We start from the raw sequence: 18,424 nt of genomic DNA on the forward strand, positions 1-18,424 counted from the left end.
GTCAGCGGATGGGCTCGGGTGCTGTGTCACCACGGGGTCGACCGGCTTCTCACCCTGGTCGTCTCCGGTGACACCCGCCCCACCCTGGTCGTCTCCGGTGACACCCGCCGCCGCGATCCGGCGGCGGGCCGCGACCCAGGCGGCCACCTGGTCCGGTGTGCACCCGCATGCCCGGGTGAACGCGGCGACGAGTTCGGCACGAGGTAGCCGATTCCGGTGCGAGTTGAGCATCTCCCAGCTGGTACTGCAGGGCAGGACGTCACCGGCGGCGTGCGCTCGGCGTTCAAGCTCCCGGAAGGACAGTTCCGACCATGCTTTGAGCCGCCGCAGCTGGATTTGGAGCTCTTCGGTGGTCACGGTGCCCGTGGGGTCGGGAAAAGAGTCCTCACCTGTCATCGAAACTCCTTGAGCGTGGAGACCCCGGACTTCAGCTCTGGGGAGAAAGTCAACAAGCGCCCTTCCTTACGGGGCCGCAGGCCTGCGGCACGAACGGATACCGGCCGTGAACAGCTACCGGCGGTGAGCAGTTACGGACGTTCGTTATCACCGACCAGCCTTGCCGATCGCGTGGAATCGATCAAGGCCGATCCCTGACGACCTCCGGCCGCCGTCACGACCCGGCACCGTGACGGCCGGTCAGCGCGTGTCTGGGCCACCCGATACACCCGGGCCGCCTTCGAGAAGTCCGGCGACATCACCGTGCGGAAAATCGACGCACGCGCCGTGATCGCCGCCGCGAGTTCAGGCTTCCCCTCCTGGCTGCGCCCGCTGGTCCTGGTGCGCTTCCCGCTCGCGACCCTGGGATCGATCCTCGTCATCATCCTGCTGATGACCCCGGCGGCTGGCGCCTACTTCCACTGACGAGTGTCCTGCACCCCCGGCATCAGCCGAATCGCCGTGTCTCACCACGGACGATCGCCCAGCTCAGCGTTCGGGGAGCCTTATGGTCACCACCAGCCCGCCGCCGTCACGCGGCACCGCGGTCACGTCCCCGCCGTGGGCCCGTACCACCGCACGGACAATGGACAGCCCCAGACCTGATCCGTTGGCTGAATCCACGCGATCCGCATGAAGCCTCCTGAACGGCTCGAACAGGCTGTTCACCTCGTACGCCGGGACGTGCTGCCCGGTGTTGGCTACCTGAACAATGAGGGAATTCTCCAAAATCCCCGTCCTGATCCAGACTTTTCCGCTTTCAGGAAGGTTGTACTTAATGGCGTTTTCGACCAGGTTGCTGACCGAGCGTTCAAGGAGAACCGGGTCGCCCTGCGCCGGAGCGCCGGCGAGGTCGGTGACGATGGTCACACCGTGCCGCTCGGCCATGGGGGTGAGCTGCTCCACCGCCGTCTTCGCCACGTCGTTGACGTCGACCGGCTTTCGTACGGCCAGCTCTCGCTCGCTCCTGGCGAGCAGCAGCAGGCCTTCGATGAGCTTCTCGTTGCGGGCGTTGACCTCCAGAAGGGTACGGCCAAGGGCCTGCAGGTCCGCCGAGGCCTCCGGATCGGACAGGGCGATTTCGAGAACCGTCCGGTTGATCGTCAGAGGTGTACGGAGCTCGTGGGAGGCGTTGGCGACGAACCTGCGCTGGGAGTCGAAGCCGAGGTTGAGGCGGGTCAGCATCGAGTCGAACGTGTCGGCCAGTTCCTTCAGCTCGTCGTCGGGGCCCTGCAGATCGATGCGCTGGTGGGCCAGGGTGCTTTCCGACAGCTTGCGTGCCGTGGTGGTCATCTTGGCGACGGGTCGCAGCGCCCGTTCGGCGACCAGATAGCCGAACAGGAGCGCGAAGATGCCGACGCCCAGCAGGACCAGGGCCGATTGCTGGACCATGAGGCGGAGGATCTGCTCATCCAGCTTGGTGACCTGGATCTCTATCTGATGCTGCCAGATCTCCACCAGGGTGTCGGGAGTGCCCGCGGGCACCTCCAGCGAGAACCGCACGTCACTCAGCACCGAGCGCAGCAACAGGTACATCACCGTGAGGAGCAGCGAACCCGCGACGAAGAACATCGTCCCGTAGGTCAGCGTGAGACGCCAGCGGATGCTCAGCTTGCCCGGTAGCCCCTTGATCCGTTTCAGGGGAGAACGCTGGAGCGACGCGGAATACGACGGCGGCGGCCCGTCCCAGACCGGCGCCCCGGTCGGCGCCGGAGGCTGGGACCGCTGCGAATGGGGACCGATCACCGGAGGGGGCGGCTCGCTCAAAACTTGTGTCCCCGCCCGGCGCCGTCTCGATCACCCGGGATCCGCCGGCCTTCTTGCCACAGCGTCATCGTCGCGACTCGCACAACAGTCGTGAACGGGTCAATGTTCTCATCCCACGCCTTGTTCAGCACTCGCACAGCAACGCCTCAATCCGAGCCTTCATTGTGGCCGGAGCCCGGATAAGAGGGCGGTAAAGCGCGCCACGCCGTTGCGAGGCAACCACCGCTGCGAGGCAACCACCGCACAGCGCGATGAGGTCCTCCGCGCAACCAGAGATCACGCGGGCGAAGGCTGTCACAGCAGGGGCGACGAGGCCGATGAGGGCAGGCGCACGGTCACTGTCAGCCCGCCTTCCTCGCGCGGTTCGGCCACCACCGTACCTCCGTGTGCTCGGGCCGTGGCGCGCACGATGGACAGGCCCAGCCCGGCGCCGCGATCGGAGCGCACCCGGTCGGTTCGCAGGCGGCGGAACGGCTCGAAGATCGTTTCCATGTCGTAGGTGGGCACGACCGGGCCGGTGTTGGCCACGGACAGCTCCGCTTCACCGCCGCTGAGCCTGGTGGTCACCCAGACCTCTCCACCCTGGACGTTGTGCCTGACGGCGTTCTCCACGAGGTTCTGCGCCAGCCGTTCCAGCAGGATGGGGTCGCCCTTGGTCGGCGCGGGCGCCAGCGCCTGGTGCAGGACGACGGTCTTGGCGTCGGCCTCCTCCCCGGCGTGGTCGACGACGTAGGAGGCGACCTCGGCGAGGTCCACGGGCTGATGACGGTCCAGGACGGGTCTGTCGCTCTCGGCCAGCGCGAGCAGGCCGTCGATGAGACGCTCGTGCCGGGTGTTGACGACCAGCAGCGATTCGCCGAGCCGCTGGGTGTCAGGGGTGGCGTCGGACCTGCGCAGGGCCACGTCCACCAGCGTCCGGTTGATCGTCAGGGGTGTGCGCAGCTCGTGGGAGGCGTTGGCGACGAACCGCTTCTGCACGTCGAAGGCGTGGGCCAGACGGGCGAGCATCACGTCGAAAGCGTCGGCCAGGTCCTTCACATCGTGGTTGGAGCCGGTGTAGGCGATGCGCTCATTGAGGTTGTGGCCGCCGGCGACCCGCCGCGCGGTGTCGGTGACCTGGTAAAGGGGCTTGAGGACGCGCCCGCTCAGCACCCAGCCCGCGGTCATGGCGAGCGCCCCCAGCAGGGCGACGACCAGCCCGGCCTGGAGGAGGAAGCGAGTCATCGTCGCCTGCTCGTAGTTCTGCTGGGCGTTGAGCATGTCCCGCATGGAGACGTTGACCAGCACCATCCTCCCGCTCGGCTCCAGGATGGCGTGGTTGGGCACGAACTCGGGGGCGGCCTGCATCCTGAGGCGGGTGTCGTCCAGAATGCCGCGGACGATCACGTAGCTGATGCCCAGCAGCAGCAGGCCTGCGACGAAGAAGACCCCGCCGTAGAGCAGCGTGAGCCGCAGGCGGATGGACAGCTTCATCGAAACTCCTTGAGCGTGGAGACCCCGGGCTTCAGCCGTGGGAAGGAAGTCAAGGGATCCGGTACCCCACTCCCTGAACGGTCTCGATGACCTGCGGCTCGCCCAGCTTGCGGCGCAGGCGCATCATCGTCACCCGCACGGTGTTGGTGAAGGGGTCGGCGTTCTCGTCCCAGGCCTTCTCCAGCAGTTCCTCGGCGGAGACGACGGCGCCGCCGGCCTTCAGCAGCTCGGCGAGCACGGCGAACTCCTTGCGGGCCAGTGCGACGTAATGCCCGTCGCGGTAGACCTCGCGGCGGGCCTGGTCGAGCCGGATCCCGGAGCGTTCCAGCTGCGGCCGGTCGGCACGGTGCGCGCGCCGGCCCAGCGCGTGGATGCGGGCCAGCAGCTCTTCGAAGGCGAACGGCTTGGTGAGGTAGTCGTCGGCGCCCAACGACAGCCCCACGACCCTGGACGACACGTCCGCGGCGGCGGTGAGCATGAGCACCCGCACGGCGGACCCGGATTCGACCACGGTCCGGGCGACGTGGTCGCCGTGCACGCCGGGCAGGTCACGGTCCAGGACGAGCACGTCGTAGTCGTTGACGCCGAGGCGTTCAAGCGCGGTCTCCCCGTCGTAGGCGACGTCCACGGCGAGTGCTTCGGCACGCAGTCCTTCGGCGATCGAGTCCGCGAGCATCTCCTCGTCCTCGACGATCAGCACGCGCAAGGGAGTTCCTCCTTCATCTGAGCGCGCCAAATCTCCCGTACGCGGTATAACGCCGACATAACAGGATTGCGTAACCGTCATGTTAAGGCGATCCGGGTCTACTCGATCTCGCATTCAATGCCGACCGAATCGAGGGACCATGAAGAAGTTCACCGCCTTGCTCCTGCTCGCCTTGGCCACCGCGTGTTCCGGCGGTGGCCGGCAGGCCTCGCCCCCGGCCCAGCAGCCGATCTCCGCCTCCGACGCCGAGGTGAAGTTCGCCCAGTGCATGCGTGACAACGGCATCGGCGACTACCCGGACACCATCGGCAGCGCGGGCTACGCGATCAAGGACGTTGACGCCTTCAACAAGGCACAGCAGACCTGCGCCAAGTGGAGGGAGGCCGGAGGGCTGGCCAAGAAGGTCGACACCGCCTATGTCGACGCGGTGACCAAGTTCGCCAAGTGCATGCGCGAGCGTGGCATGAAGGTTTACGACCCCGACCCCAAGACCGGCCAGTACCAGGTCTCCGTCGGCGACAAGGACCGCGCGGCCTTCGAGAAGGCGCAAAGCGAGTGCGTTCACCTGCTGCCTCGATGAAAGGAAGAACGATGAAGCGCGTGCTCGTCGGCCTGGTCGCGGCCGCCACAGCAGCGGCGGGAACCGCCGCGGCTCTGTCCATGGGCGGCAAGAGTGACACGGCTGCCGCCGCCCCACCATCGCCGCAGGCCACGACGGAGATCATCCGCGGCGACCTGACCGACACGGTCTCGCTCTCCGGCAAGATCACTTTCGCGGGAGAGCAGGTCGTGCGCGGCCAGACCACCGGAACCGTCACGTCGGTGGCCGCCCCTGGCCGGATCCTGCGCCAGGGGCAGGTGCTCTATCGCGTGGACCGCAAGCCCGTCGTGCTGATGTACGGCAAGCTGCCGATCTACCGGCCGCTCAGCCAGGGCGTCAAGGACGGGCCCGACGTCCGCCAACTGGAGAGGGCCCTGAAAGCGCTTGGCCACGGCGAGAACGTCACCGTCGACGACCGGTTCTCGTGGGCCACCGTGCGTGCCGTACGGGCGTGGCAGAAACGCGTCGGCCTCCCGCAGACCGGAGTCGTAGACGCCGGACAGGTCGTGTTCCTGCCGTCGAAGGTCAGGGTCGCGAAGGCGGACGTGGCCGTCGGCGACAGCGTCTCACCCGGCCGCCAGGTGTTCACCGTGACCGGCACCGACCGCCTCGTCCACCTCGACCTGGACGTCGCCGACCAGGCGCAGGCCAGGAAAGGCGCCAAGGTGAAGGTGGAACTGCCCGGCGGCGGCACGGTCGCCGGGAAAGTGGTCACGGTCGGCGCCGTGGCCAAGCCGCACGAGGGCACCGCCACCGTTGACGTCGGCGTCCGGCTCGCCAAGGTCAAGAGCGGGCTCGCCGACCAGACACCCGTCACCGTGCTGCTGGAGAGCGTCAGCAGACGCAACATCCTCAGCGTCCCCGTGGAAGCGCTGCTGGCCACCGCCGGCGGTGGTTATGGCGTGGAGATCGGCGGACGCGTCGTCCCGATCAAGACCGGCATGTACGGCGGAGGCCGCGTCGAAATCTCCGGCCCCGGGTTGGAAGCGGGAATGAAGGTCGGGGTGCCCGCCAAATGATCATTGAGGTCGAGAACGTCAGGAAACGCCACAACGACACCGTCGAAGCGTTACGCGGCGTGAACCTGAAGGTCGCCAAGGGCGAGCTGCTGGCCATCATCGGTCCATCCGGGTCGGGCAAGTCCACGCTGCTCAACCTCCTCGGCACCCTGGACCGCCCCACATCCGGCACCGTCCGCGTCGCCGGGCACGACATCGGCACGCTGACCGACCGCCAGCTGTCCGCCCTGCGCGCGCTCCACCTCGGCTTCGTCTTCCAGCAGTTTCACCTGGCCGCCGGGATCCCGATCGTCGACAACGTGGCCGACGGACTCCTCTACGCAGGATGCCCGCCGGCCGAACGCCGCGAACGCGCCCGGGCGGCGCTGGAACGCGTCGGCCTCGCCCACCGGCTGCACCACCGTCCACACCAGCTTTCCGGCGGCGAACAGCAGCGCGTGGCCATCGCCCGAGCCGTCGTCGGCGACCCACCGCTGTTGCTGGCCGACGAACCCACCGGCAACCTCGACTCCGCCTCGGGCCGGCAGGTGCTCGCCATCCTGCGCGAGCTCCACGTCTCGGGCACCACCATCGTCATGATCACCCACGACATGGACATCGCCCAGTGGTGCCCGAGACGGGTCCGCATCCAGGACGGCACCATCAGGGAGGAGTCATGACCTCGCTCACACCCGCCCGCCTGCGGCCGCACGACGTGGCCAGAGTCGCCGCCGCAGGCCTGCGGGCCAGAACCTCGCGCGTGGTGATGTCCGCGCTCGGCATCGCCATCGGCATCGCGACGATGATCGCGGTGATCGGCATCTCCGCGTCCAGCCAGGAACAGCTGCTGCGCCGGCTCGACCAGCTCGGCACCAACCTGCTACGGGTGGAACCCGGCAAGTCGCTCACGGGCGACCCGGTCAAGCTGCACCCGGACGCCGCGCTCATGGTCCGCAGGATCTCCGGCGTCACCGACGCCAGCGCCACCGGCACCGTGAACGTGAGCGTCCGCAGGACCGACCGCATCCCCAAGGAGGAAACCGGCGGACTGACCGTCCAGGCCACCTCCCTGGATCTGCTGAACACGCTCGACGGACGGGTGGGCACCGGACGATGGCTCGACGAGGCGATCGCCCGCCAGCCCGCCGTCGTCCTCGGCGCGGTCGCCGCCCAGCGGCTCGGCGTCAGCCGTACCGGAGTGCAGGTGTGGGTGGGCGACCGGTGGTTCACCGTGACCGGGATCCTCGCCTCGCTGCCGCTCGCGCCGGAGATCGACCGGACCGCGCTGATCGGGTTCCCGGCGGCACAGGAACGGCTCGGCTTCGACGGCCATCCCACCACCGTCTATGAACGGTCGAGCGAGGAATCGGTGGAGCAGGTCAGGGGCATGCTCGCACGGACGGTCAGCCCGGAGCGGCCGCACGAGATCGCGGTCTCCCGCCCGTCGGACGCGCTGGCCGCCCGTGCGGCCGCCGCGGGCACCTTCACCGACCTGCTGCTCGGACTCGGCGCAGTCGCACTGCTCGTCGGCGGCGTGGGCGTGGCCAACACGATGGTGATCTCGGTGCTGGAGCGCCGCAAGGAGATCGGGTTGCGCCGGGCGCTCGGGGCCACGCGGGGGCAGATCAGGATCCAGTTCCTGATGGAGTCGCTGCTGTTGTCGGTGCTCGGAGGGGTGGCAGGGCTCGCGCTCGGCGGCCTGGTGACCACCGGGTACGCGATGTCGCAGGGCTGGCCGCCCACGGTGCCCGCCTGGGTGCTGGCCGGCGCCTTCGCCGCCACGCTGGCCGTCGGCGCGATCGCCGGGATCTACCCGGCGATCAGGGCCTCCCGCCTGCCCCCTACCGTGGCCCTGGCGGCGAGCTGACATCGTGACCACGGCCGGTCGGGCACAGGCGCACCTGTCCGAAGAACTGCGAGAGGGCACGGCGGACACCGGCCCCGTCACTTGTGCGCTGTGTCGCGCGCGGAACGCGGCCTGCCGTCGCGATAACGCAGCCGAGCCGCCAGGCGGGATGCTCACGGCCTCGTGAGCATCCCGTTGCCGTTCCCTTCATGGCGGTCATGGCCGGCGTGATCGTCAGTTCCGGCAGGTACCGAGCATGCTGAGCAAAGCTGTCTTCTCCTTACGGGTCACGAAGAGCCGGTAGTGGTGTTTCACAGTGATCCACGAGGTTGCGTAATGACACCAGTAGCCGCGGCGCTGCGGACGCCAGCTCTGCGGGCCCTGGCCTCCCTTGGCGATGTTGGCGGAGTGGCTGACGGTGACCAGTTCTGGGCGGGTGAGGTCGTTGGCGAAGGCCCGCCGCCGCGCCTGACTCCACCTGCTGGCACCCGAGCGCCAGGCGTATGCCAGCGGCACGACGTGGTCGACGTCGACGTGCTTTTCACTCTTCAGCCACTTGCCGTCGTACGGGCTGTACCAGACGCCCTTGACGGGGTGACAGGCCGCGTTCTTCCGCACGCGTCGCCCGTCGCGGGCCAGAACCGTCTCTCGTGTGCTGCACTTTCCTCTGTGGTGCGCCCACCGGGGCTGGAATCGCTTGTGGCTGTAGCCGCGGATCGACAAGGGCTTGGCGACTTCCAGGTGGGTCAGCATGCGACGGGCCATGACAGAGGCATAGCCCTGTGATCGCTTGCGGGGGTCGGCCGCCGCCTGCGGGGTGGCGATGACGGCGGTGATCGGGATGACCAGAAGAGTAAGTACGGCGACTTGGATCGCCCGTCTCAAGACGATCATGGTTTCTCCCATGAACACCGGCATCCCCGTCAGCGGCGACGATATTCGGCTTGCGAACAGGTGATACGAACGCTTCCTGTCGTCGTGTCAGGTGCCGAAGAGGTCTCGGGAGGTCGGCTCTCGCCGTCCGGATGCGTCTGGGGTGCTGTCTTGGCAGGTTGGTGACACGGTTCGCCAGGATCCGGCGCGGACTGCCGACCCGGGGTCCATCGCGTTGATCGCGAAAATCTGTTGTCAGCCGGGCAGCCGCGCCGCTGTCGTGGTTCCGCACGCCTGAATGACGAACGGAGCACACAATTTGCTGACCGGAGATCTCGTACGGCTGCGCCCTATGGAACCCTCCGACGCGGCGGCCCACTATCGCTGGAACCACGATCCCGACGTGATGCAGTGGTTCGCCCACAGCTATCCGGTCAGCGGAGGCCCAGAACGCCACGGGCAGTTCTTTCAGGGAGTCCGTGTCGTCCGTGTCCGACGCTGGTAGTGCCAGGTCGCCACTCCCAGGGCGATGCCGAGCATGAGAAAGTCGGCGTACCAGAGCAGCCCCCAGACTGCCTGGGGATCGGCGTCCTGAACGGCGAAGCGCGGGGTCGGCTGCAGGCGTCCGACTGCCAGGAAGTACCTCATGTAGAAGTAGCCCAAGCCCCAGAACGTCAACGCCACCGACACCGTCCATGACGGGATCAGCACCGGCCATCGGGGGAAGATCCGCCCCCACCTCTGGACCAGGGCGAGCGGGCCCACCGCGGCGATTATGGAGAACACGCCGAATCCCCAGTAGCCGATGCCGGCGTCACCGGCCGCGGTGGCGGCCTGAAAGTCGCCGGGGAACGTCGCTGAGATCCCCATGCCCCACCACAGATGGGGCAGGCCGTACACGACCGCACCGACGCTCGCCATGTATGCGGCCCAGCGGCCTCGCGGTTGCTCCTCGGCACCTGTGTGCCGACTGGCCATGGCTTCGACGGTCATGATGCGTTTCCTTGTTGCTCATAAGTGTTATGGCTTGACCATTCCACGGTGGTGCGTTGATTCCCTCGCCCTTCGGAGTGATCGGGCTCCCCCGCCCGGGTGAGTTTCCTTGCCGGTTCCACCGGCTCGCCGAGCTGACCGATGGCGGCTACACGACCGCCTTCTCAGCGGACGCATCAGGCGCGGCGGCCAGGCGGCGCTTGCGCTTGGGCAGGCCGAAGGTCGGGTGCGAGATGCCCCACAGCGAGATCTTGAGGATGCCCGTCTTGATCCGTGCGGCCTTCCGGCCGCCCACATACGTCGGCTTTGCTTGCGCTTCGTCGTCGACCATCTGCAGGATCCCGTCCCGCCGCCCGAGGCTGATGTGGTTGCCCGGGTAGACCAGCTTGATGTTCGCAATCTTGCGGCCGGTCAGGCGTCCCACGATCGCGCCCGTGGCCTGCCGGCCGGTGTAGCCGGCCGAAGCGCAGGACATCGGCAGCGGCCGGCCGTTGTCACCGATGACGTAGGCGCTGTCGCCGGCGGCGTAGACGTTCGGGTGCGAGACCGACCGCATGGTGCGATCGACGACGATCTGGCCGTTCTCGGTGACCTCCAGCCCGCCGGCGGCGGCGATGGGGTTGACCGCGAACCCGGCCGTCCACACGGTTGCGTCGGACGCCAGGGCGGTGCCGTCGGCGCACAGCACCCGCGTCGCTTCGACGATTTCGACGCTGGTGTGCTCCAGGACGGTGATGCCCAGCCGGTCGCAGGCTTGGCGCAGGTGGCTGCGGGCTCCGGCGGAGAGCCGGGCGCCCAGCTCGCCGCAAGCGACCAGCGCCACCGACAGGCCGGGCCGGGATTCGGCGATCTCGGTGGCGGTCTCGATGCCGGTCAACCCGTCGCCGACGACCAGCACGCTCCCGCCTTCGCCCCGCCTTTCCAGGCTGTCCAGGCGCTCGCGCAGGCGCAGCGCCGAGGGCCGGCTGGTGACGTTGAAGGCGTGCTCGGCCACGCCGGGGACGCCGCGGTCAGCGACGTGGCTGCCGAGCGCGTAGACAAGCGTGTCGTAGCCGAGCTCGCCACCGCCGTCGGCGTCGGCTACGGCGACGACCTGGCGCTCGGGGTCGACGGCGGTGACACGGGCCAGGCGCAGCCGTATGCCCGTACCCGCGAAGACGTCGGCGAGCTTCTGAGCCTCGACCTCCTGACCGGCCGCGAGCTGGTGCAGCCGCAGCCGCTCGACGAAGTCCGGCTCGGCGTTGACCACGGTGATCTCGGTGTCCGCCGGGGACAGCCGGCGGGCCAGGTTCCCAGCCACATAGGCCCCGGCATAGCCGGCGCCGAGGACGGCGATGCGGTGCTTCATATGTCGCTCCTTCTACGGGACGTCTGTGAGTACTCGGGCAGCGGTATCAGCGCTGGCACCAGTCGCCGTCCGTTGCCCGCTGGTGGGGCTGGTCCAGAAGCCGGAGGTGGTGTCGGCGAGCGCCGCGACTGATCGACGTTGCTGTCTTTTCATCCGAGTTCCTTATCTCTAGCTGGTGAAATACACCTGTTCGCGTGGCCGGCGTCATCGGCCGAGGCGCGTCCACGTGGGCAGGAAACTCTGGTGACGTCGGAGCGTGTGGGGGTCGGCGGAGGGTCATTGATCTTCTTGGTCGAGGTTGCCGTGAGCCTGCGCCGACAGGTCCTGCCAGTCGGCCCAGGTCTTGATCCGGTCGGCGTAGGCCTGCTGGATCATCGGGTAGAAGCCCTGCCCGAAGAGGATCCGCAGGGGCGGGTTGTCGGCGTCGACAAGCTTGAGGAGTGCTTGGGCGGCGGCGGCCGGGTCGCCGGCGGGCTGCTTGCCCGCGAACCCCGCGATGCGCCGGCGGAAGCCGTCGTAGATCGGGTTGGGCTGGGCCATGTGGCCGTTGTTGAGGGGGTCGGGGTTCTTGCCTGAGCGGGTTGCGAAGCCGCCGGGCTCGATGACGGTCACCTTGATGCCGAAGTCGGCGACCTCGGCGGCGAGCGCTTCGTTCAGGCCCTCCAGGGCCCACTTGGAGGCGTGGTAGGCGCCCCCGAGGGGCATCGCGATGAGCCCGGCGGCCGAGGACAGCTGGATGATGTGTCCCGCGCCTTGTTCGCGCAGGTACGGCAGGGCGGCCTGGATCACCCAGACCGCGCCGAACAGGTTGGTCTCCAGCTGGTCGCGCAGGTGCTGCTCGGTCAGCTCCTCGATCGCGCCCATCTGGGCGTAGCCGGCGTTGTTCACGATGACGTCCAGGTGGCCGAAGTGCTCTGCGGCCTGCTTCACACTCTCGAAGACGGCGGCCTTGTCGGTCACGTCCAGCGTGATTGGGAGCACCGCGTCGCCGTAGGCAGCGACCAGCTCGTCAAGGCTTGTGGTGCTGCGGGCGGTCGCGGCCACCTTGTCGCCACGCGACAGGGCGGCCTCGACGAATTCGCGGCCGAGGCCGCGGGACGAACCAGTGACGAACCAGACCTTGCTCATGATGTCTTACCGTTCTTTCTGCGGTGGCGGTTGCGAGGCGGTTACCACGCAACGGGGCCAAGGCGATCACTCGTGAAGTCGTGGTACCGCGTGGATCGTTCGCGCGGCGTCCTGACGACCATGAGGCACCGGTGACCCGGACTTTGTGACAGCGCGGTCATGTGACGTACGCCACCCGTCACGGGTGTCACACGGCGATGAGGGCCGGTGTCTTGTGCGCAGAGCAAGGTGAGAAGCGAACGAGCAGGAGCCGGCAATGAACAAGCGCAGCGAGGCAACATCGGGCCTCGTCGGGCCGCCCCTAGGTGGCGGCCGGATGGACTCCGCCACTGAGGCCTTCGTTGCCCACCGCAACCTGCTGTTCACCGTCGCCTACGAGATGCTCGGCTCGGCAGCCGACGCCGAGGACGTCTTGCAGGAAACCTGGCTGCGCTGGGTCAAGGTCGACGTCAGTCAGGTGTCCGACCGGCGTGCTTACCTGGTCCGGATCACCACCCGGCAGTCGCTCAACCGGCTGCGTAGCATGAAACGCCGCAAGGAGACCTACGTCGGCCCCTGGCTTCCCGAGCCGCTGCTCACCACGCCGGACGTGGCGGAGGACGCCGAGCTCGCCGAGAGCGTGTCGATGGCGCTCATGCTCGTCCTGGAGAGCCTCTCACCGACCGAACGTGCCGTGTTCGTGCTGCGCGAGGTCTTCGACGTCAGCTATGAGGAGATCGCCGCCGCCGTCGGCAAGAGCCCCGTGGCCGTCCGCCAGATCGCGCACCGCGCCCGCCGGCACGTCGACGCCCGTCGCCCTCGTGAGGCGGTCTCCCCAAGCCAGGCCCAGGCGGCTCTGGAGACGTTCCAGCACGCGCTCGAAACCAGGGACCTGCAGGGCCTGCTCGATGTGCTTGCTCCCGAGGTCGTCCTGGTGAGCGACGGCGGCGGCGTGAAGCGGGCCGCGCCACGGCCGGTCATCGGCGCCGAGAAGGTGGCCCGCTTCTACCTCGGCGGCTCCGCCAAGGTGGAAGCGGCGATCACCTGCCAGGCCACCGTGGTCAACGGCAACCCGGCACTGGTCGTACGCCTGGACGGCGAGCTCGACGGCGTCCTGACGATCCGTGTCGAGGACGCCCGCATCACCGGCCTCTACTACGTCCGCAACCCGCAGAAGTTGACCCGCGTCGCCTCCGAGACCCCGCTCACCCTGCGATGAACACCAGCGACGAGCCGGCCCGCAACCTCGAAGCGGCCTGGATCTGACGGCGACCCAGCCTGCGCATGACGGCCCGTCAGGCTGTGAAACCAGTGCCAGCAGTGTCGATCACACCACCCGAGGCCGCCACAAGCACAACGAACTCCGCCAGATCTATTACTGGGAGGTCCTTCATGACGAAGAGCGTTGCCGGCGAACTCACCGGCCTAAAGCTGCCAATCGAGCGTGGCTGCCCGTTCGCCCCGCCCACCGCCTACGAACGGCTGCGCGAGCAGGCACCGATCAACAAGGTCCGTCTGACCAGCGGCGGCGAGGCGTGGTGGGTGTCCGGGCATGAGGAAGGCCGTGCCGTCCTCGCCGACGGCCGCTTCTCCTCCGACAAGCGCAAGGAGGGCTTCCCGCTCTTCACCCTCGATGCGGCGACCCTGCAACAGCTGCGCAGCCAGCCGCCGTTGATGCTCGGAATGGACGGCGCGGAACACGCCGCGGCCCGCCGTCCGGTGATCGGCGAGTTCACCGTCAGGCGGCTGGCCGCGCTGCGCCCGCGGATCCAGGACATCGTCGACCACTTCATCGACGACATGCTCGCCACCGACCAGCAGCCGGTCGACCTGGTGCAGGCGCTGTCCCTGCCAGTGCCCTCACTGGTGATCTGCGAACTGCTCGGCGTCCCCTACACCGACCACGACTTCTTCCAAAGCCGCACCACCATGATGGTGCGCCGGACCTCGCTGGAAGACCGCCGGCGAGCCTTCGCCGAACTGCGCGCCTACATCGACGACCTGGTCACCCGCAAAGAGTCCGAACCCGGCGACGACCTGTTCAGCCGGCAGATCGCCCGGCAACGCCAGGAGGGCACCCTCGACCACGCGGGCCTGGTGAGCCTGGCCTTCCTGCTGCTGACCGCCGGACACGAGACCACGGCGAACATGATCTCGCTCGGCGTGGTCGCGCTGCTCACCCACCCGCAGCAACTGGCCCTGATCACCGCCGATCCGGACAAGACGCCCATGGCCGTGGAGGAACTGCTGCGCTACTTCACCATCGCCGACGGGGTCACCTCCCGGGTGGCCACCGAAGATGTGGAGATCGGCGGGACGAGCATCAAGGCCGGCGAAGGCGTCATCGTCTCGACCCTGTCGGCCAACTGGGACCCGGCGGCGTTCAAGGATCCGGCCGAACTGGATGTCGAGCGCGGGGCCCGCCACCACCTCGCCTTCGGATTCGGCCCGCACCAGTGCCTGGGCCAGAACCTGGCCCGGATGGAGCTGCAGATCGTCTTCGACACGCTGTTCCGCCGCATCCCCACCCTGCGGCTCGCCGCACCGACCGAGGACCTGCCGTTCAAGACCGACGCCGTCATCTACGGCGTTCACGAACTCCCGGTCACCTGGTGAGCAGGACATGATGCGGATCAAAGCCGACACCGACCTCTGCGTCGGCTCCGGCCAATGCGTCCTGACCGAGCCGGCCGTCTTCGACCAAGACGACGACGGCATCGTGGCCCTGCTGACCGATCACCCCGACGGCCGGGGCGCCTCACAGGCGCGCCACGCCGTCACCCTGTGCCCATCCCGAGCCCTCTCCATCCTGCAGGAGTAAGCACATCCCCGGTGACAACGCGTCCGCGCCAGTGGAGGACGACAAGTCCGGTGGGGTAGCTCAGAGCTTGCCTCCAGCACATCCACGCTGGTGGCAAGGCGAGCGAGTCGAGGTCTGGGCACAGCGACCACGCGCGAGCTGTTCCTGGGAGCCGAAACCCCGCGTTCCCTGCCTGGAGCGCGGGGCTACCACCAAGGAGCACCTGGAATTCGGCCCTCCTTTATAGGGCGATATAGGTAAATCCACCGACGCCAAAACCGTATGGGCGAATTACCGTGTGCGGTGCGGTATCCCCATGGCGAGGGACGCACGAGTCACGCGGTCGGCCAATTCCCAGGCGCTCGGCCGCGGACTCGTCGTCCGCCTCGACCGAAGAAGGGCAACCACTGGCTCGATCGGGTTCATCGTAGGCCGCGGACATGATTCGAGCTGTCGTCTTCGATGTTGGCGAGTGTCTTGTGGACGAGACCCGCGAATACGGCACCTGGGCGGACTGGCTCGGCGTTCCCCGGCACACCTTCAGCGCCGTCTTCGGCGCGGTGAGAGTCGTGCGCCATTCGTACAGGTGATCGTCCAGCTGAAGGACGCAGTCGAGGTCGGCCCACCGCTCAAGGGATCGCCGTACTTCGCGGATCCGTTCCATGCCCGTCGCATACCAGGTGACCGCGAGCTGGTCGAGGGCCTCGCCGGCGCGAGCGCACGCGGCTTCCGGGTTTCCCTCGGCCGCTTCGATCGCGGCCAGATCACCAGCATCAGCGTCCCTTCTGGGCAACCCGGCGCGGATGCTCTCGTCAGCCGGTGGACTGATGGTACGACAGCTCGTAGAGGTGGCCACCCTTGATCAGGATCGAGACCTCCACCGGTCGGTTGTTGTTACTGTAGATCACCCGGAACTGCCGGAACACCGGGACGTCGGTCGGCAAGTCCAGCCCTTCGACTTCTTCCGTCGTGGGCTGCCGAACGGATAGGCGATCCTGGAAGTGCCGCTGCGGGAATCCGAGATCGGTCAAAGCCTGAGGTGCACCTCCGCGGATCTTTCCTCGACCCGCCAAAGGACTTCCGGCGGCGATGCTGAGCGGGTAGTAGGACCACGACAGTTCAACCGGGTCGCCGTCGTGCAGCAGTAGCCCGTGACGCATGACGACCAGCTCACCGTCATCGAGCGCGAGCGCTGCGGCGACGTCAGCTGGCGGCTCCAGCTCGCTGACCTGGAGCAGTTCGTAGGTGTAGCCGCGCGGCGCAGGGGACCTGTAGGCCGTGGCCTCGACGACAAAGGGTTGCTTGGCGCGTACATAGACCCCCTTGCCTGCATGGCTGCGTACGAATCCTTCGTCCTTCAGCGCTTGCAGGGCGCGTTGGATCGTCGCATTGGCTGCGTTGAAACGCGCGACCAGGCGTGGAGTGGAAGGCAACTGCTCGCCGGTCTTCAGCGCGCCGGACATGATCTGGGCACGCAGCTCCGCCGCGATCTGCTGATGCCTGGGACGAGGGTCCGGCCGCCTTGCCAAGATTGTCGAGCCTCCCATTACATGATCATTTTGTAGCGCAGTTCGCGACCGTCGGCGATCATCGTCATCACGGTGGCTTCAATCGGTGTGCCATCGTTGGTCCGCAGGATCCGAGTAAGAACCAAGACCCACTCGTCCGGTTGGATCTCGAGCAACTGTCGCTCTTGATCTGTCGCGGGACGTGCCTTGACGCCCTCCTCTGCCGCACGCGGTTCATAACCGAGTTTGGCGAGCATGGTGACGGCTCCGCCAGGGATCTTGCGCATCTCGGCGAGTGGCGTGCCGCCGGCGATCGCCACCGGGTAGTAGGAGTCGGCGAGCTCTACCGGCCGCCCATCCAGCAACACCAGACGCCGCCTGACGATCGCGGCGTCTCCCCGGCTGAGATTGAGTGCCTGGGCAACCTCGTGCGGTGGCTGAACCTCGGCAACCTCGCGAAGTTGGTGCGTACCGGTATGACCGTGCTGAGCGGCCTCTTCGGCCCAAGCGTCTGGTTCTCCTGATTTTCGTGGCCGTATGTAGGGCGTGGAAACGCTGCTCCAAGTGGTGTCCGCCATGCGCTCCTCCCTCGTCGCGAAGGCCTCTGGCAGCCCACCGTACCCGTTAAGCGGCATGGCCTGCCGATCAAGAGGTTCGTGCCGCTGACGATAACAGTCTTGCCGCATTTCGCGAATCGCAGTATGGTTACCGAGCGTTATGAATCATGCGGTCTCTGTGTAGTCGGGGTTGGGACTTCGGTGCCGCTCCGAGCACAAGACGGACCTGCCCGACGTTGCGACCGTCGGGACAGGCCCTTGATCAGGAAGTGAGTCCTGACCCATGACCAACCCTAGTGCTCCGGTCCTCGACCGGCCGACAACGGAGATAAGCGGCTGCGACTGCTTCACCGACGCACCGCCGATGCCCATGCCCTGCGCCACGTGCGGCGTCGTTACGCCCCCACGGCGGCCGTCCTTCTCGCACTGCGGGTTCCAGACGCCTCTTCCCCACCGCATAAGACGGACCCGCCCGACGCTCGCGACGTCTGGGCGGGTCCTTGATCGCAAAGGAGTGCGATCCGTGAGTGATGTTAGGGCCACCGTACCCAAACCGACTATCCCGGGCTGGCGGGTGATTCTCAGCGATGGCGGACGGTTCTGGGCCAGCCGCGAAGAGCCCTTCCCTGACAGCTCGGTGAAAGGCACAGGCCTGAGGCAGCCCCCTTTCCGTACGGTGGACGCCGATACCTTCGACGACCTGCTGGCCGAGGTCGAGCGACAAGAAAGCGCCGCCTGGGAGGCAGCCAAACGGGTGGCATCGTGATCAGGCGACGTTCTGGCCGCGCTTCCGGACGGCACCGCAACGGCCTAGTTCCCGCCACCGTCACCCCTCGCCTGTGGGACGGCCCGGCCCGCGCCGAAGCCGAGCGCCTGACCCAGGCATGGCCGGGATGGACCATCCTGTACGGCGCGCACTCCCGCCTCTTCTATGCCATCGCGGCCTGGCCGACACCCGAACCGGTAATCGTCCAGGCGGCCGCCCCCGAGGACCTCGAAGCCCAGATGCACGAGACGGCCATGACCTTGACCAACTCGCATCAGGCGTCCGCCCCGGCGTGAGCGTCCTGGTCTTCCCCGAGCAGGCACGGCGGCAGCCCCGCTTCCCAGGCACCCGCCGCCGCGCCGCAGTTCCCGCACAGGCCCCGCGTCACCCTTACCGGAGCGTGCCATCATGACGACGCACGGCGAAAGCACCCCGGAGGCCGTCATAGCCGCCCCGCTCCGCAAGCCGTACGTCACTCCGTACTCGGAGGAAGCGAAGGTGCCACTCCCGCTGGTCTTCGATGGGCCCCGGCTGACCTACACCGACGCCACGCCACAGGACCGGATGTTCGGGGTGCTGTGGGCTCGGTGCGGTCTCGCCCCGGGTCGGCAGATCTTGTGGCACATGATTCATACGCTGCGGTAAC

22 protein-coding genes and 1 pseudogene are annotated in these 18,424 nt (G+C 67.7%); 13 read left to right on the top strand and 10 right to left on the bottom strand.

What is annotated here, in order from left to right:
- The first annotated feature begins 18 nt into the window (after positions 1-18).
- A complete protein-coding gene (locus tag ACFY2X_RS02625; RefSeq protein ID WP_389931367.1) occupies positions 19-207 on the top strand; it encodes a hypothetical protein in 189 nt (62 codons plus the stop codon).
- A gap of 492 nt (positions 208-699) precedes the next feature.
- On the top strand, positions 700-861 hold the full coding sequence (locus tag ACFY2X_RS02630) for a hypothetical protein (protein WP_389931370.1): 162 nt from the start codon (positions 700-702) through the stop codon (positions 859-861).
- A gap of 63 nt (positions 862-924) precedes the next feature.
- On the opposite strand, the gene ACFY2X_RS02635 is transcribed toward ACFY2X_RS02630, so the two are convergent.
- The 4 genes and pseudogenes from ACFY2X_RS02635 to ACFY2X_RS02650 all read right to left on the bottom strand — a co-directional run bounded on the left by ACFY2X_RS02635 (position 925) and on the right by ACFY2X_RS02650 (position 4,381).
- Positions 925-2,202, bottom strand: a complete 1,278-nt coding sequence (locus ACFY2X_RS02635; protein ID WP_389931372.1) for a sensor histidine kinase — start codon at positions 2,200-2,202, stop codon at positions 925-927.
- Positions 2,203-2,215: 13 nt separating this feature from the next.
- Positions 2,216-2,333, bottom strand: a pseudogene (locus ACFY2X_RS02640) (response regulator transcription factor); the annotation flags it as partial.
- Between the two features lie 163 nt (positions 2,334-2,496).
- Entirely contained in the window at positions 2,497-3,675 is a 1,179-nt protein-coding gene (locus tag ACFY2X_RS02645; protein ID WP_389931374.1) for a sensor histidine kinase, read from the bottom strand.
- Positions 3,676-3,724: 49 nt separating this feature from the next.
- Complete coding sequence (locus tag ACFY2X_RS02650) at positions 3,725-4,381, bottom strand: response regulator transcription factor (RefSeq protein WP_389931376.1); 657 nt, start codon at positions 4,379-4,381, stop codon at positions 3,725-3,727.
- Between the two features lie 139 nt (positions 4,382-4,520).
- Here ACFY2X_RS02650 and ACFY2X_RS02655 point away from each other — a divergent pair, with 139 nt between their 5' ends.
- From ACFY2X_RS02655 to ACFY2X_RS02670, 4 genes are read left to right on the top strand one after another with little or no spacing between them, the layout of a single operon-like run.
- Positions 4,521-4,961 (top strand): hypothetical protein, encoded by a 441-nt coding sequence (locus tag ACFY2X_RS02655; RefSeq protein ID WP_389931379.1) that lies wholly within the window; start codon positions 4,521-4,523, stop codon positions 4,959-4,961.
- A gap of 11 nt (positions 4,962-4,972) precedes the next feature.
- Positions 4,973-6,001 carry an efflux RND transporter periplasmic adaptor subunit gene (locus ACFY2X_RS02660; RefSeq protein ID WP_389931382.1) on the top strand — a complete coding sequence of 343 codons (1,029 nt, stop codon included), beginning with the start codon at positions 4,973-4,975 and terminating at the stop codon, positions 5,999-6,001.
- Complete coding sequence (locus tag ACFY2X_RS02665) at positions 5,998-6,660, top strand: ABC transporter ATP-binding protein (protein ID WP_389931385.1); 663 nt, start codon at positions 5,998-6,000, stop codon at positions 6,658-6,660. The genes ACFY2X_RS02660 and ACFY2X_RS02665 overlap by 4 nt, the downstream gene beginning before the upstream one ends.
- Entirely contained in the window at positions 6,657-7,847 is a 1,191-nt protein-coding gene (locus tag ACFY2X_RS02670; RefSeq protein WP_389931387.1) for an ABC transporter permease, read from the top strand. The genes ACFY2X_RS02665 and ACFY2X_RS02670 overlap by 4 nt, the downstream gene beginning before the upstream one ends.
- A gap of 213 nt (positions 7,848-8,060) precedes the next feature.
- On the opposite strand, the gene ACFY2X_RS02675 is transcribed toward ACFY2X_RS02670, so the two are convergent.
- The 4 genes from ACFY2X_RS02675 to ACFY2X_RS02690 all read right to left on the bottom strand — a co-directional run bounded on the left by ACFY2X_RS02675 (position 8,061) and on the right by ACFY2X_RS02690 (position 12,168).
- Positions 8,061-8,720: an HNH endonuclease family protein gene (locus tag ACFY2X_RS02675; protein ID WP_389931389.1), complete on the bottom strand. Its 660-nt coding sequence runs from the start codon at positions 8,718-8,720 to the stop codon at positions 8,061-8,063.
- Positions 8,721-9,167: 447 nt separating this feature from the next.
- Entirely contained in the window at positions 9,168-9,692 is a 525-nt protein-coding gene (locus tag ACFY2X_RS02680; RefSeq protein WP_389931392.1) for a hypothetical protein, read from the bottom strand.
- Positions 9,693-9,840: 148 nt separating this feature from the next.
- Entirely contained in the window at positions 9,841-11,040 is a 1,200-nt protein-coding gene (locus ACFY2X_RS02685; RefSeq protein WP_389931396.1) for an NAD(P)/FAD-dependent oxidoreductase, read from the bottom strand.
- Between the two features lie 276 nt (positions 11,041-11,316).
- A complete protein-coding gene (locus tag ACFY2X_RS02690; RefSeq protein WP_389931399.1) occupies positions 11,317-12,168 on the bottom strand; it encodes an SDR family NAD(P)-dependent oxidoreductase in 852 nt (283 codons plus the stop codon).
- Positions 12,169-12,484: 316 nt separating this feature from the next.
- On the opposite strand from ACFY2X_RS02690, the gene ACFY2X_RS02695 reads away from it, so the two are divergent.
- The 4 genes from ACFY2X_RS02695 to ACFY2X_RS02710 all read left to right on the top strand — a co-directional run bounded on the left by ACFY2X_RS02695 (position 12,485) and on the right by ACFY2X_RS02710 (position 15,537).
- Positions 12,485-13,366, top strand: a complete 882-nt coding sequence (locus ACFY2X_RS02695) for an RNA polymerase sigma-70 factor (protein WP_389931401.1) — start codon at positions 12,485-12,487, stop codon at positions 13,364-13,366.
- 173 nt (positions 13,367-13,539) lie between these two features.
- Positions 13,540-14,763 (top strand): cytochrome P450, encoded by a 1,224-nt coding sequence (locus ACFY2X_RS02700; protein WP_389931403.1) that lies wholly within the window; start codon positions 13,540-13,542, stop codon positions 14,761-14,763.
- A gap of 7 nt (positions 14,764-14,770) precedes the next feature.
- The gene (locus tag ACFY2X_RS02705) at positions 14,771-14,968 is read left to right on the top strand and encodes a ferredoxin (protein ID WP_389931406.1); all 198 of its coding nucleotides are present in this window, start codon (positions 14,771-14,773) and stop codon (positions 14,966-14,968) included.
- Between the two features lie 419 nt (positions 14,969-15,387).
- On the top strand, positions 15,388-15,537 hold the full coding sequence (locus ACFY2X_RS02710; RefSeq protein WP_389931408.1) for a hypothetical protein: 150 nt from the start codon (positions 15,388-15,390) through the stop codon (positions 15,535-15,537).
- Positions 15,538-15,759: 222 nt separating this feature from the next.
- On the opposite strand, the gene ACFY2X_RS02715 is transcribed toward ACFY2X_RS02710, so the two are convergent.
- A complete protein-coding gene (locus tag ACFY2X_RS02715) occupies positions 15,760-16,494 on the bottom strand; it encodes a GntR family transcriptional regulator (RefSeq protein WP_389931410.1) in 735 nt (244 codons plus the stop codon).
- Entirely contained in the window at positions 16,494-17,033 is a 540-nt protein-coding gene (locus ACFY2X_RS02720; protein WP_389931414.1) for a GntR family transcriptional regulator, read from the bottom strand. The genes ACFY2X_RS02715 and ACFY2X_RS02720 overlap by 1 nt, the downstream gene beginning before the upstream one ends.
- Before the next feature lie 553 nt (positions 17,034-17,586).
- On the opposite strand from ACFY2X_RS02720, the gene ACFY2X_RS02725 reads away from it, so the two are divergent.
- From ACFY2X_RS02725 to ACFY2X_RS02735, 3 genes are all read left to right on the top strand, one after another.
- Positions 17,587-17,778: a hypothetical protein gene (locus ACFY2X_RS02725; RefSeq protein ID WP_389931417.1), complete on the top strand. Its 192-nt coding sequence runs from the start codon at positions 17,587-17,589 to the stop codon at positions 17,776-17,778.
- On the top strand, positions 17,775-18,074 hold the full coding sequence (locus ACFY2X_RS02730) for a hypothetical protein (protein ID WP_389931421.1): 300 nt from the start codon (positions 17,775-17,777) through the stop codon (positions 18,072-18,074). Before ACFY2X_RS02725 ends, ACFY2X_RS02730 begins: the two co-directional genes overlap by 4 nt.
- 112 nt (positions 18,075-18,186) lie before the next feature.
- A complete protein-coding gene (locus ACFY2X_RS02735) occupies positions 18,187-18,423 on the top strand; it encodes a hypothetical protein (RefSeq protein WP_389931423.1) in 237 nt (78 codons plus the stop codon).
- Position 18,424 lies beyond the last annotated feature (1 nt).

The organism is Streptosporangium sp. NPDC000396, assembly GCF_042898655.1.
Taxonomy (GTDB): Bacteria; Actinomycetota; Actinomycetes; order Streptosporangiales; family Streptosporangiaceae; genus Streptosporangium.